This window comes from Pseudomonas sp. E141 (assembly GCF_052659885.1).
Genome location: NZ_CP084024.1, coordinates 1,443,211 through 1,457,746, shown reverse-complemented (window position 1 = coordinate 1,457,746; position 14,536 = coordinate 1,443,211). Strand labels below are relative to the sequence as shown.

Annotated in this window: 9 protein-coding genes and 1 pseudogene; 6 read left to right on the top strand and 4 right to left on the bottom strand. The window is 60.2% G+C overall.

The genetic code is table 11. The annotated features are described in order from the left end of the window. Window positions 1–52 precede the first annotated feature (52 nt). Both gyrA and mtnA read right to left on the bottom strand, forming a co-directional pair. Entirely contained in the window at window positions 53–2,716 is a 2,664-nt protein-coding gene (gyrA, locus tag GKKCFE_RS06625) for a DNA gyrase subunit A (protein WP_047226307.1), read from the bottom strand. A gap of 447 nt (window positions 2,717–3,163) precedes the next feature. Next, window positions 3,164–4,240 (bottom strand): S-methyl-5-thioribose-1-phosphate isomerase, encoded by a 1,077-nt coding sequence (gene mtnA, locus GKKCFE_RS06620; protein ID WP_445577631.1) that lies wholly within the window; start codon window positions 4,238–4,240, stop codon window positions 3,164–3,166. 106 nt (window positions 4,241–4,346) lie between these two features. On the opposite strand from mtnA, the gene GKKCFE_RS06615 reads away from it, so the two are divergent. From GKKCFE_RS06615 to GKKCFE_RS06595, 5 genes are all read left to right on the top strand, one after another. Beyond that, window positions 4,347–5,678 (top strand): TRZ/ATZ family hydrolase, encoded by a 1,332-nt coding sequence (locus tag GKKCFE_RS06615; protein WP_160891926.1) that lies wholly within the window; start codon window positions 4,347–4,349, stop codon window positions 5,676–5,678. A 61-nt stretch (window positions 5,679–5,739) separates the two neighbouring features. Next, window positions 5,740–6,438, top strand: coding sequence for a bifunctional 2-polyprenyl-6-hydroxyphenol methylase/3-demethylubiquinol 3-O-methyltransferase UbiG (ubiG, locus tag GKKCFE_RS06610; protein WP_047226304.1), 699 nt, complete (start codon window positions 5,740–5,742; stop codon window positions 6,436–6,438). Window positions 6,439–6,442: 4 nt separating this feature from the next. After that, window positions 6,443–7,114 carry an N-acetylmuramic acid 6-phosphate phosphatase MupP gene (mupP, locus tag GKKCFE_RS06605; RefSeq protein WP_047226303.1) on the top strand — a complete coding sequence of 224 codons (672 nt, stop codon included), beginning with the start codon at window positions 6,443–6,445 and terminating at the stop codon, window positions 7,112–7,114. A 176-nt stretch (window positions 7,115–7,290) separates the two neighbouring features. Beyond that, on the top strand, window positions 7,291–8,031 hold the full coding sequence (locus GKKCFE_RS06600; protein ID WP_047226302.1) for a YciK family oxidoreductase: 741 nt from the start codon (window positions 7,291–7,293) through the stop codon (window positions 8,029–8,031). Between the two features lie 362 nt (window positions 8,032–8,393). Beyond that, window positions 8,394–9,320: a GGDEF domain-containing protein gene (locus tag GKKCFE_RS06595; protein ID WP_047226301.1), complete on the top strand. Its 927-nt coding sequence runs from the start codon at window positions 8,394–8,396 to the stop codon at window positions 9,318–9,320. A gap of 147 nt (window positions 9,321–9,467) precedes the next feature. On the opposite strand, the gene GKKCFE_RS06590 is transcribed toward GKKCFE_RS06595, so the two are convergent. Further along, on the bottom strand, window positions 9,468–10,238 hold the full coding sequence (locus GKKCFE_RS06590) for a TenA family transcriptional regulator (RefSeq protein WP_445577630.1): 771 nt from the start codon (window positions 10,236–10,238) through the stop codon (window positions 9,468–9,470). 79 nt (window positions 10,239–10,317) lie between these two features. After that, window positions 10,318–12,776 (bottom strand): annotated as a pseudogene (locus tag GKKCFE_RS06585) (EAL domain-containing protein). Between the two features lie 301 nt (window positions 12,777–13,077). Between GKKCFE_RS06585 and GKKCFE_RS06580 the strand changes: the two are divergent. Beyond that, window positions 13,078–14,520 (top strand): hypothetical protein, encoded by a 1,443-nt coding sequence (locus GKKCFE_RS06580; protein ID WP_445577629.1) that lies wholly within the window; start codon window positions 13,078–13,080, stop codon window positions 14,518–14,520. Window positions 14,521–14,536 lie beyond the last annotated feature (16 nt).

Genomic DNA, 14,536 nt, shown 5'->3' with positions numbered 1-14,536 from the left:
AACGGGACAAACAACAAGGGGGCGAATCTTCATCCGCCCCCTGCATGTCCGCTTAGTCCTGCGGTTCTTCTTCGTCTGCGGCAGCGTCGAGCGGTTGGTCGCCGGTCATGTCGTCAACGTCGGTAGCAAGAGTGCCGTCGAACGCCACGCCCTCCTCGCCTTCCAGCTCCTCGCCTTCGACTTCCGATGGCTCCTGCACCCGCTCAAGCCCGACCAGCGTTTCGTCGCTGGCCAGCTTGATCAGCGTCACACCCTGGGTGTTACGACCCAGGCTCGACACTTCGGCCACCCGCGTGCGCACCAAGGTGCCCTGGTCGGAGATCAACATGATCTCCTCGCCATCGAGCACCTGGACAGCGCCGACCAGACGACCGTTACGGTCGTTGCTGACCATGGCGATCACGCCCTGGCCGCCACGCTTGTACTCAGGGAATTCGCTGATGGCCGTGCGCTTGCCATAACCACGCGCCGAAGCGGTGAGGATCTGGCTGCCTTCTTCGGGGATCAGCATGGAAATTAGCTTCTGGCCTTCCGGCAGGCGCATGCCGCGCACACCGCGGGCGGTACGGCCCATGGCGCGAACGTCGGATTCCTTGAAACGAGTAACCTTGCCGCCGTCGGAGAACAGCATGACCTCACGCTCACCGTCGGTGATGGCAGCGGAAATCAGCACGTCACCTTCGTCCAGCTCCAGGGCGATCAGGCCGACACTGCGCTGACGACTGAAGGATTCCAGCGGAGTCTTCTTCACGGTGCCCTTGGCGGTGGCCATGAAGATGTAGTGACCTTCGGTGTATTCCTCCACTGGCAGCATGGTAGTGATGTACTCATCACTATCGAGCGGCAGCAGGTTGACCAGCGGACGACCACGGGCGGCACGAGACGCTTCGGGGATTTCGTAGGTCTTGAGCCAGTACACCTTGCCCTTGCTGGAGAACAGCAACAGCGTGGTGTGGCTGTTGGCAACCAGCAGGTGAGCGATGTAATCCTCGTCCTTGACGCCTGTGGCCGACTTGCCTTTGCCGCCGCGACGCTGGGCCTGGTAGGCGGCCAACGGCTGGGTCTTGGCGTAGCCGCCGTGGGAAATGGTCACCACGCGCTCTTCTTCCGGGATCATGTCACCCAGGGTCAGGTCCAGGCGCGCATCGAGAATCTCGGTGCGGCGCACGTCGCCGTATTCGGCGCGGATCACTTCCAGTTCTTCGCGGATCACTTCCATCAGGCGCGTGGCGCTGTTGAGGATGCGGATCAGCTCGCCGATCTGGTTGAGGATTTCCTGGTATTCAGCCAGCAGCTTCTCGTGTTCCAGGCCAGTCAGGCGGTGCAGACGCAGTTCCAGGATGGCTTGCGCCTGTTCCGGGGACAGGAAGTACTTGCCGTCGCGCAGGCCGTATTGCGGGTCGAGGTTTTCCGGACGGCACGAGTCGGCGCCGGCACGCTCGACCATCGCAACTACCGCGGTGGATTCCCAAGGCGTGCTGATCAGCGCTTCCTTGGCTTCCGACGGCGTTGGCGAGGCCTTGATCAGGGCGATGACCGGGTCGATGTTCGACAGGGCAACGGCCTGGCCTTCGAGGATATGACCGCGCTCGCGGGCCTTGCGCAGTTCGAACACGGTGCGGCGGGTGACCACTTCGCGACGGTGACGCACGAAGGCTTCCAGCAGGTCCTTGAGATTCAGGATCCGCGGACGGCCGTCGATCAGCGCCACGATGTTGATGCCGAACACCGCTTGCAGCTGGGTCTGGGCGTAGAGGTTGTTGAGGATCACCTCGGGCACTTCGCCGCGACGCAGTTCGATCACGACGCGCATGCCGTCCTTGTCGGACTCGTCCCGCAGCTCGGTGATGCCTTCAAGCTTCTTCTCTTTCACCAACTCGGCGATCTTCTCGATCAGACGGGCCTTGTTCAGCTGGTACGGGAGTTCGGTGATGACGATCTGCTGGCGACCACCGACCTTGTCGATGTCTTCGATGGTCGAGCGGGCGCGCATGTAAATGCGGCCGCGACCGGTGCGGTAGGCTTCGATGATGCCGGCGCGACCGTTGATGATCGCAGCGGTCGGGAAGTCAGGACCAGGGATGTACTGCATCAGCTCATCGACCGTCAACTCGGGATTGTCGATGAGGGCCAGGCAACCGTCGATGACTTCACCGAGGTTGTGCGGCGGGATGTTGGTCGCCATGCCCACGGCGATACCGCTGGAGCCGTTGACCAGCAGGTTCGGGATACGGGTCGGCATGACCGCCGGGATCATTTCGGTGCCGTCGTAGTTCGGCACCCAGTCCACGGTTTCCTTATGCAGGTCGGCCAGCAGTTCGTGGGCCAGCTTGGTCATGCGCACTTCGGTGTATCGCATGGCCGCGGCGTTGTCGCCGTCCACGGAACCGAAGTTGCCCTGGCCGTCTACCAGCAAGTAGCGCAGGGAGAATGGCTGGGCCATCCGGACGATGGTGTCGTACACAGCGGTGTCACCGTGGGGGTGATACTTACCGATCACGTCACCGACGACACGGGCTGATTTCTTGTACGGCTTGTTGAAGTCGTTGCCCAGCTCGCTCATCGCGAACAGCACGCGCCGGTGCACGGGCTTCAAGCCATCGCGCGCATCCGGCAGCGCCCGCCCGACAATTACGCTCATTGCGTAGTCGAGGTAGGACTGTTTCAGCTCGTCTTCGATATTGACCGGGAGGATTTCTTTGGCCAGTTCGCCCATGAGAAGCCTGATTCCTTTTTCTGGTGAAACCTCGTCACATCCAGATGGGACGAACGAAGCTCGCCGCTGCAGAACAAGTGCCATGCAGCGACTTACGACAAATCAACGAGTTATGCCATGGATCTGCGCAGTAAAGGCCACCTCGTGAGGCAGCCCTGGAAACCGCCGGATGTTATCACAAGAGCCGCCACGCACCTATCCCCCTGATGCGCATGGAGCATAGTTAGTTGACCGGTGACAGGCTGATATGGGACGAGAGGGGCTTAGAGGCTTGCCGAAAGCAGATTTGAGGTTCAATTCAGGCTCATTTGCTGACTTTCAGGGCCTCATCGCGAGCGGGCTCGCTCCCACAGGGGATCTGTGTATGCCGAAGATTCCGGCCACAACACCGATCCAATGTGGGAGCGAGCCCGCTCGCGATAGCGGCAGACCCGCCACTCAAAGCCTTCAGTGCAACCGCTTGCGACACATCAACTGCGCCATCTTCGCCGTATCCGGGCGCTCGACGATGCCTTTCTCGGTGACAATGGCGTCGATCAGGTCCGCCGGGGTAACGTCGAACACCGGGTTGAAGGCATCCACCTCCGCCCCGACCCGCTTGCCGCCAACCTCCAGCAGTTCGCGCCCGTCGCGCTCTTCAATTGGAATGTCTTCGCCGCTGGCCAGGTTCATGTCGATGGTCGAACTCGGCGCCACCACCATGAAGCGCACGCCATGGTGCATGGCGCAGACCGCCAGTTGATAGGTGCCGATCTTGTTCGCGACGTCGCCATTGGCCGTGATGCGGTCGGCGCCGACGATGACCCAGGTCACGCCCTTGGTCTTCATGATGTGGGCGGCGGCGGAATCGGCATTGAGGGTCACCGGGATGCCTTCATTGGCCAACTCCCACGCGGTGAGACGCGAGCCTTGCAGCCACGGACGGGTTTCGTCGGCGTAGACGCGCTCGACCATGCCCTCGATAAACGCCCCCCGGATCACGCCAAGGGCCGTGCCAAAGCCGCCGGTGGCCAGGGCGCCGGTATTGCAATGGGTCAGGATGGCCTGGGCGTTGCCCTGATGCTTGCGGATCAGGTCGACACCCAACTGAGCCATGGTCAGGTTGGCTTCGCGGTCGCTTTCATGGATTGCGATGGCTTCGGCCTCAAGGGCCGCCAGCGGTTCGGCGTGCTCTTTCAAGCGCCCCAGCCGGTCGCGCATCCGGTCAAGCGCCCAAAACAGGTTCACCGCCGTCGGCCGCGAGTCGGCCAGCAGGGCAAAATCAGCTTCCAGCGCCGCCTGCCAGTCCCCGCCCTCGGCCACCCGCGCCCGCGCTGCCAACACCACGCCATAGGCCGCACTGATGCCGATGGCTGGCGCGCCCCGCACCACCATCGAGCGAATGGCCTCGGCCACGCCGGCCGCCGAGGTATAGGCGATCCAGGTTTCCTCGAACGGCAAAATACGCTGATCCAACAGATAGAGGGCGCCATCACGCCAATCGATGGCCTTCACCTTCTCCGCAGCCAACAGTCGATCGCGCATCCCACACCCCGCACTCATGAACAAAAGCCGCCGATTATAGCGATCCCTCCGCGAAGACGCTCGGGTATACTTCGCCATCCTTTATACGCCATGGAACCGTTCCACGATGCCCAAGCCTGCCGTTGCGCTCGACTTATTACTGCTGCCGACCTGGTTGGTGCCTGTCGAACCCGCCGGTGTCGTGCTCAAGGATCATGGCCTGGGCATCCGCGACGGCTGCATCGTGTTCATCGGTCCACGGGCAGAAGCCCTCAAGTGTGACGCAGCCCAGGTCCGCGAACTGCCGGGCATGCTCCTGAGCCCCGGATTGATCAACGCCCACGGCCATGCGGCGATGACCCTGTTCCGCGGCCTGGCCGACGACCTGCCCTTGATGACCTGGCTTGAACAACACATCTGGCCGGCCGAGGGCAAATGGGTCGACGAAGATTTTGTTCGCGACGGCACTGACCTGGCGATCGCCGAGCAGCTCAAGGGCGGCATCACGTGTTTCTCGGACATGTATTTCTACCCCAAGGTTGCCAGCGAGCGTGTGCATAACAGCGGTATCCGCGCACAAATCGCCATTCCGATCCTCGATTTTCCGATCCCCGGTGCCGCCAGCGCCGACGATGCCATTCGTCAGGGCATCGAATTGTTTGGCGACCTCAAGCATCATCCACGAATCAAAGTGGCATTCGGCCCCCATGCGCCCTACACCGTCGGCGACGAGAACCTGGAAAAAATCCGGGTGATCGCCGAAGAACTGGACGCGGCCATTCATATGCATGTTCACGAAACCGCCTTCGAAGTACAGCAGGCTGTGGATAACACCGGTGAGCGACCCATGGCCCGGCTGGGGCGCCTGGGCCTGCTGGGGCCACGCTTTCAGGCGGTGCACATGACTCAGGTCAGCGATGAAGACCAGGCGTTGCTGGTAGAAAGCAACTGTAGCGTGATCCACTGCCCGGAATCGAACATGAAGCTGGCCAGCGGGTTCTGCCCGGTGGAGCGCTTGTGGCAGGCCGGGGTCAATGTCGCGGTCGGCACTGACGGGGCGGCGAGCAACAACGATCTGGACCTGTTGGGCGAGACGCGTACCGCCGCATTGCTGGCCAAGGCCGTCGCCGGTTCGGCCACGGCCCTGGACGCCCACCGGGCGTTGCGCATGGCCACGCTCAATGGCGCCCGGGCACTGGGCATCGAAGCGACGGTCGGCTCGCTGGAAGTCGGCAAGGCCGCCGACCTGGTGGCCTTTGACTTGTCGGGACTGGCCCAGCAGCCGGTCTATGACCCGGTGTCGCAACTGATCTACGCCACCGGTCGCGACTGCGTGAAACATCTGTGGGTGGCCGGCAAGCCCTTGCTTGAGGACGGCCGCCTGACCCGCCTGGACGAATCGCAGCTCAGTGCCACGGCACAGGCATGGGGTCGTCGCATCAGCGGCCACAACGAATAACCAGGTCCCTTGAGCCACGGCTCGGGCCCTACGATTTTTCAAGTTTTTCGAGGATCTGCACATGAGCAACGTCGACCACGCTGAAATCGCCAAATTCGAAGCCCTGGCCCATCGCTGGTGGGACCGTGAAAGCGAATTCAAACCGCTGCACGATATCAACCCGCTGCGGGTCAACTGGATTGACGAGCGAGTCAGCCTGGCTGGCAAGAAGGTGCTCGATGTCGGCTGCGGCGGCGGCATCCTCAGCGAAGCCATGGCCCAGCGCGGAGCGACGGTGATGGGCATCGACATGGGCGAAGCACCGCTGGCGGTTGCGCAACTGCATCAACTGGAATCCGGCGTCAGCGTGGAATACCGGCAGACCACCGCCGAAGCCCTGGCCGAGGAAATGCCCGAGCAGTTCGATGTGGTCACTTGCCTGGAAATGCTTGAACACGTACCGGATCCATCATCGGTCATCCGCGCGTGCTTTCGCATGGTCAAGCCCGGTGGACAGGTGTTCTTCTCCACCATCAACCGCAATCCGAAGGCCTACCTGTTCGCCATCATCGGCGCCGAATACATTATGAAGCTGTTGCCACGTGGCACTCACGACTTCAAGAAATTCATCCGGCCTTCGGAGCTGGGGGCCTGGAGCCGCATGGCCGGGCTGACCGTCAAGGACATCATCGGCCTGACGTACAACCCGCTGACCAAGCACTACAAGCTGGCCGCCGACGTTGATGTCAACTACATGATCCAGACCTTGCGCGAGGAGTAAGTCGATGCGTCTCAAAGCGGTTCTCTTCGACATGGACGGCACGCTGCTCGACACCGCGCCGGACTTCATCGCCATCTGCCAGGCCATGCGTGCCGACCGTGGCCTGCCACCGATGAACACGCAGCATATTCGCGACGAGATTTCCGGGGGCGCCCGGGCGATGGTCGCGGTGACCTTCTCCATGGACCCGGAGTCGCCGGGTTTCGAGGAACTGCGCCAGGAATTCCTCGACCGCTACCTCAAGGGCTGCGCGGTGCACAGCCACCTGTTTGACGGCATGGCCCAGGTGCTGGCCGACATTGAGGCCGCCAACCTGATCTGGGGGGTGGTCACCAACAAACCGGTGCGCTTTGCCGAGCCGATCATGCAGCAGCTAGGCCTGGCCGAACGCTCGAAAGTGCTGATCTGCCCCGACCATGTAAAGAACAGCAAGCCGGACCCCGAACCGCTGACCCTGGCGTGCAAGATGCTCGACCTGGATCCGGCCAGCGTATTGTTCGTAGGCGACGACCTGCGGGACATCGAGTCTGGCCGCAGCGCCGGCACCAGGACCTGCGCGGTGACCTACGGCTACATTCACCCGGACGACAACCCGAACCATTGGGGCGCAGATGTGGTGATCGATCACCCCTCGGCGCTGCGTGAAGTGCTGGATAACGCGCTGTGCAGTTGCTGAGCTGACCGCTCTTGTGGCGAGGGAGCTTGCTCCCGCTGGACCGCGAAGCGGTCCCTGAGTCAGCTGGCGACGGCTTCGCCGCCGAGCGGGAGCAAGCTCCCTCGCCACAAAAGCTCACTCGCCATGACAGTTCTGTGCCACAGGAACCGTGCTGCTTTAATTGTTGAGGTTTTTTTATGTTTGAGTATTCCGCCCGCCCCGACCTGCTCAATGGCCGGGTCATCCTGGTCACCGGCGCTGGTCGCGGCATCGGCGCCGCAGCCGCCAAGGCCTATGCCGCCCACGGCGCTACTGTATTGCTGCTGGGCAAGACCGAAGCCAACCTGACCCAGGTCTACGATGAAATCGAAGCGGCCGGGCATCCACAGCCGGTGGTAATCCCGTTCAACCTCGAAACCGCCCTGCCCCATCAGTACGATGAACTGGCGGCGATGATTGAAACCGAATTCGGCCATCTGGACGGCCTGCTGCACAACGCCTCGATCATCGGCCCGCGTACGCCGCTGGAGCAGTTGTCCGGCGAGAACTTCATGCGGGTGATGCAGGTGAACGTCAACGCCATGTTCATGCTCACCAGCACCTTGCTGCCGCTGCTCAAGCTGTCCAAGGACGCGTCCGTGGTGTTCACCTCCAGCAGCGTCGGGCGTAAGGGACGGGCTTACTGGGGGGCTTATGGCGTCTCCAAGTTTGCCACCGAGGGGCTGATGCAAACCCTGGCCGACGAAGTCGAGACCGTCGCACCCATGCGCGCCAACAGCATCAACCCCGGCGCCACCCGCACCAGCATGCGCGCCCAGGCCTACCCAGGGGAAAACCCGCTCAACAATCCTACGCCTGAAGAAATCATGCCGGTCTACCTGTACCTCATGGGGCCGGATAGCACAGGCGTCAACGGTCAGGCGTTCAACGCCCAATAATTGTTCACCTTCGCGTCGCGTCGGTTTACCGTCGCGACCTCCCTGCGCCCGATACGTAGCCAGGCGAACCGCCAAGTCCATGTCACCCCATGCCGACGAGGCGCTCGCCGCTTGAAGTCAATTTATTGATTTAAAAGCGGTTTTTATTCTACTGAACCGAATGGCACGACTTTCGCTCTAAAGATCCTCAAACACGCCATGTTCGGCGGGTAATGGATGTTGAGATGAGACTTATGCCTGCCAGGTAAAGCGGACTAAACTCAAATCAGATGTCCTACGGGACTGAAGGACCAGTACGACGCGCCGCCCAAAGCCGCCTCACCCAACCTGTCAGGACAGATTTGCTTAGGGGCTCACGCCATATGAAAACGCCAACCCAGATCAACGCGATTGATTTCGACAGCGCCAAACTGCAGCGCCTGGGCTTTGGCCAGCCGTCACCGCTGGTGGCACGCTCTGTCAATCTTTCGCAGTTGCGTCAGCAGCTGAGCCAGCAATTGCAGACCAGCCTGGAGCCGCAACGGATCCTGGGGCTGTTTTTTCGTGAGGTTCAGCGGCTGGTGCCGCTGGACGCGCTGATCTACCGCCACAGCCCCAGCGATCTGCGCCTGGAGCTGGGGCAACGCGGGCATCACACCCTCACCTACAACCTCAGCCATGAAAGCGAGTACTTGGGCGAGCTGGTGTTTCGCCGCAACCAACGCTTCACCGAGACCGAACAAGCCGATCTTGAGTCTGTGTTGTCGACGCTGCTGTTTCCGTTGCGCAATGCTCTGCTCTACCGCGCCGCGACCCAAAGTGCCCTGCGTGACCCACTGACCGGCACCGGCAACCGCATCGCCATGGACCAGACGCTGATCCGTGAAATTGATATGGCCAAGCGTCATTTGCAACCGCTGTCACTGTTGATGCTGGACATCGATCATTTCAAGCGCGTCAACGACAGTCATGGGCACGGTATCGGCGATGAGGTGTTGAAGGGCGTAGCCGAGGCCATCAAGAATCAGCTGCGCAATGTGGACATGGTGTTCAGGTTCGGCGGCGAAGAATTCCTGATTCTGCTCTCGAACACCAGCCGGGACGCCGCGGCCTTGGTCGGAGAACGACTGCGTCATGCCGCCCAGGCGCAGGATTATTTTGCCGCCGGTACGCGGATCGAACTGACGGTGAGCCTGGGTTGCGCGACGCTGCTGCCGGGTGAGTCAGTCGAAAGCCTGCTGCGCAGGGCCGACAACGCGTTGTACGTGGCCAAGCGCGAGGGCCGCAACCGGCTGGCGATGGCGGGTTGAAAACCAGCAATGACAGATTCTGTGAACACCGTCGAAAAATGTGGGAGCGAGCCTGCTCGCGATGGCGATCAGGCAATCAACCTCCCCGTTGACTGTCCTGACCCCTTCGCGAGCACGCTCGCTCCCACCTGGGTTGGCTATCGGGTATCAGCTCCCGGCCAACGCCAGGCGCTCACGGGGCGATGAGGTTTTCCCCACCGATTCCGCTTGCTCCAGTTGCATGCAGCGCTCCAGGAAGAGGTACATGTAGTCGTAGCTCTTGCAGACAGCCTGGCGCAGTTCGATCTGCAAGGCCTTGCTCGGGTTCATGCCCGCCAGGGTGCAGATGATTTCCAGGGCTTCCCAGGGATGAGCATCATCGTACTGGGCGTGCATCTTCAGCCACTTCATGGCTCGTTTGCGGTCTTCCTCGGCGAAAGCCGCCGCGTAGATACCACTGGAACACACCAGTGCCGACCACTCCCCGGTTGCCCCCTCGATGGCATAGTTGGTCGCGGCGATGGCCACGATCAGCGAGTCCGAAGAACTCGTATGCCAGCACCAGTGGCTCAGCGCATGGAGTTCGGGTGGCACTTGCTGCGCCTGCAGATCTTCCAGGGTCACGCCATGGGCGGCGCTCCAGTTGACCCAGTAATCGGCATGGTTGAGTTCGACACGAATGTTGCGCATCAGCCAGCGACGCGCCATGTCCTCGCCGGGATGGCGGGCAAAGCGCGTCTTGGTGAGGTTCTGTGCCATGTATAAGGCGAACTGTTCAACGACCGGCCAACCACCAATAAGGTAGTGGCGCATGGTCTTGGCACTGAGCTTGTTATCGCGCATGCGTTGATACAGCTCGTGTTCGACAACCCGGCGCTTGCTCTCGCTGCAATCGGTAATGAGCTGTTGTGCCCATTTCGGATAGCTTGTGGCGTCCATGAGCGGGCCTGTTCGGTTGAATGTGTCGATCACTGTCGGGCTCCTTTTGATTGTGATTTTTTCCGGATCAACAAGAGGTTCAGCGGAACGTGCCGGGGGCCTTGAATAACAGCGGCTGCGGCCGGGCCGGCCTGCATTGCAACGTATCACAGGTAAACAACTGCGGGCGTTCAATCACATACCCTTGAGCGTAGTCCACCCCAATCTCCAGCAACGCCTGCTCGATCTGGGTAGTTTCAACAAACTCGGCAATCGTGCGCTTACCCATGACGTGGCCGATGTGATTGATCACCTCGACCATTGCACGGTTAATCGGGTCGTCCAGCATATCCTTTACGAAACTCCCGTCGATCTTCAGGAAGTCTACAGGTAAATGTTTCAGGTAAGCGAATGAAGACATTCCGGCACAAAAGTCATCGAGCGAAAAGTAACAACCCAAGCTCTTGAGTTCATTGATAAAGCGGATGGCGCTGCCCAAATTCGAAATAGCACTGGTCTCGGTTATTTCAAAACAAATCATTTCTGGTGGAATCGAGTAGGCCGCGAACTGTTTACGCAGGAAATCAAGGAATGCCTGATCTCCGATAGTTGTGCCTGACAGATTAATCGCACACATGGCCATCGGTCCCTGTCGCGAATCGTTCAGGCACTGGCGGATGATCTTGAAGACGTTTTCCACCACCCAGCGATCCAGGGAAGTCATCAAGCCATAGCGTTCTGCCGCGGGAATGAAACTGTCCGGCAGAATCATCCTTCCGGCCTCATCATGCAGGCGCAACAGGATCTCGATATGCCCACCGCCATGGTCGCCCGGACCCAGCGCGGCGATTTCCTGGGCATAAAGACAGAAGCGATTCTCCTCCAGGGCCATGTGCAAGCGCTGGACCCAAGCCATCTCGCCAAAGCGCAGGGACAGCTCCGAGTCGTCGGCGTGATAGACCTGGACGCGGTTGCGGCCCTTTTCCTTGGCCATGTAACAGGCCATATCGGCGGCACGCAGGGACGCCTCCAGCGTCGTCGGGCTTTGAGCGATATGCACCAGACCGATGCTCACGGTGGTCACGAATGGCCGGCCCTTCCAGACAAAATGCAGGTTCTGTACGGTCTGGCGCAGCCCTTCGGCGATCTTTTCCGCGGCCTCCGGCGAGCAGTTCTCCAGCAAGATACCGAACTCATCGCCCCCCAGTCGGGCCAGGGTGTCGTTTTCCCGCAGCCCCGATTGCAGCAGTGCGCATATATGCCGCAACAGTTCGTCACCCGCCGCATGGCCACAGGTGTCATTGACCAGCTTGAATTGGTCCAGGTCGAGGAACATCAATGCATGGCGCCCCACCTGGCGCGTCAGATTGTGCAGGGCTTGCTCAAGGCGATATTCAAATTCCCGGCGATTGGCCAGGCCGGTCAGCGCATCATGGGTGGCTTGCCACGACAGGTTGGCGATGTATTGGCGTTCCTGGGTCATGTCGTGCAACACCAGCACCGCTCCGCTGACCTTGCCGGCATGGCGGATCGGCGCGCCTACGAGCGTGACGGACACAGTGCTGCCATCCAGGCGCTGGATCAGTTTGGAATGCTCGCTGCCGCCACCGAGCCGGCCGCTGAGAATATGCTCGATCAGGGTCAGGCCTTCACTCTGGGCGTTGTCATCGAGCAAATTGAACAGGGCGGCCAGAGGCAGTCCCGTGGCGTGCTCGGCCTTCCAGTGAGTCATCGCTTCGGCGGCGGGATTCATGTAGGCAATTGCCCCTTCCACATCGGTGGTGATCACGCCATCGCCAATGGACTGCAAGGTGATCTGCGCCCGCTCCTTTTCCAGTTGCAGGGCATTGGCGAAGACCTGCCGCTGGGCCAGCAGTTTATGCGTGCGCAACAGCGCCAGCACGATCAACCCCAGTGCGGTGGCGAAGTTGGTCACCAGCAACAGGCGCAGGATGAAGCGCGACCCCTCCCCCAGCGCATCGCTGAAAGCTTTGGCTGCCGGGGTGACGGAATCGTTGATGGCAAAGATTTTCGCCTTCCAGCCGCGAATATCTGCCTCAGAAGCCTGACCTGCGGTAATCCGGCTGTGCATCTGGCGGGCGACGTCATCCAGTTCAATCAGGTAGCCGTCGCCCACCGTCCAGAGATCGATAGCCTCTTCCAGGTAACTGAAATGTCGAAAATTCAGGTAGAGCCAGATCAGACTGGACACGTCGTCCGGGTGGTTGCCGCCCTTGAGGATTCCGGCCCGTGCCGCCTCCAGATCCGGCGGCTGACGGTCCAGGGCCACCCGCAGCTCATGCCCGCCCTCAGGTACGGCGATGGCCCGCTGGTACTTTTGAAAGATTGTTTCGTCACGACTGTCGGCATAAAGATTGAGGTAGTAAATGGCGTCTTTCTGACCCTTGGACCAAAGGCTTTCTCCCGCCACGTAGCCGCGCACCGCAGACAACACGTAAAGACTGACCCCCCCAACAATGCCTGAAACAGGACGACGGCGATAAAAGGCCAGACGATGCCCAACAACCGGGGGGTTCCGAGAGTCCGCGCTTGAGTCATGAGATCCCTTGCATAGGCGTAGGCGATCAGCATTCAGACCGCTCATTCCCGCAAGACTAGGAGGCGTAGCAGCTCCCCGCAAGAGGCCGGACACTATTTGACACCCCATGCCCCTGGATGCCTGAGACAACAGCGGTGATAAAGCCCTGGTAATTGCCAAACGCCGTTACAACTTTCCTGCACCCCATACATATCTACCACCCCGGGTTTGCCTGGACTGTTTTGATACGGAACTTCTCTAGACCTTGCACTTTATCGAGGCGCATAGAGAAACGTTCGTTAATCACCAGGAAACCTCCATATGCAATCTACCGCCGCCCCCGGCCTTTCAACGAGTCTGAGCCCGACACCCTCTTATGCCGAGAAACATCAGGGTTTGCTGGGCGATTACGAGGCCATGCTATCGCTCGTTCGAAACCATCAGATACCGCTGCAGACGTTGGCCGACAGCCTGATCAAGCCCAGGCTTTGTTCACCCATGGCGTTGGAAAATGAAACCGGACAACGAGCACTGCACACGCTCATCCAGGATAAAAACTATCAGGCGTTGTGCAAAACGCTGAGCGCCCCTCATTACCACTTGATCGTCACTTTAAAAAACGGCAAAGCCCTCTACGAGACACTGTCAAGGAACAGAGAAACCAGCATTCAGATTCCACTGAACAACGACCCCTCTTGGAACGGGCTGCCTGCAAAGATTGAAAAAACTGCTCGACTATTGGGCGGGCAAATTCGTTTCGACGGCCAAGTAACATTTGCACGAATGACCTGGTTTTACGGTATTACCCCATGCAATCGGCAAAACACCGAGCAACGCAACGCCGCGATGAATGCGCTGGAAGAGAAACGCGCTCACCACACGCTGGGACTTGGACATGGAATAAACATCGACGCCCTGAGCCCCCACACTGAGAACCTGATCACTGACACAGTGCGTCAATTCCTGCCTACGCCGCACACCCCATTGCTGGCCTACCTCGGCGCTTCGGATATCGACACATTGACGACGACGCAAATCCGGGCGAAGCCTTCGGCGTATCTGGAGGCTATTCTGCAATCGACGAACGCCCGGCAGCTGGCAACCAGGTTATTGCAAGTGCTGGGCTGGTTTGGCGGCAGACCCGGTGAGGACACGGCTGCAGGGATATGCACCAAGCTGCTCGCCCACGCCATTCGTCTTTGGCTTGAAAACGGGCAAAACGAGAGCCCGGACAGTATCGCCGGTTACCCGTGGCAACGTTCGTCCAACTGGGGGAAAAGCTATGGGCAGATTCGGGCCGAGTTCGAGGCGCATCTGCTGTCTTCAAAACGCGCCGCGTCAGTGAACGAATCCATTCTGCTCGCGCGTCTTTATCAACCCTTGTTCCCGCCGCACTTCCAGATTCACGATATACCGTCGCAACTGCCTTACCGAAGCTCTACCGTTTGGGTAAATTTTGCTCATGGTGTGTATCTGGCTGACGCGATCGACCCGACATTGCTGCAAAGACTGAGTTTCCAGCAACTGGTCGACTTCCCTGGCCAATACGCCAGTGAAGCCACGGCTGATGACCTGAAACTGGTCACCCTGACCAGATTGAAACCCATGCTGGAATGGGCCGTGACAAACGGCCTGGTTGCCCATAAGGCCGACGGGCACTACACCCTGCAGGACATACAGACTGCTGCAGAAAAGCTCGACTTCACCATCGATAGCTTGACCCGGGCGGTCAACTGGCTGGATAGCCGCCCCCCGAGAGGCTGAACATCGCCCGGCTTAA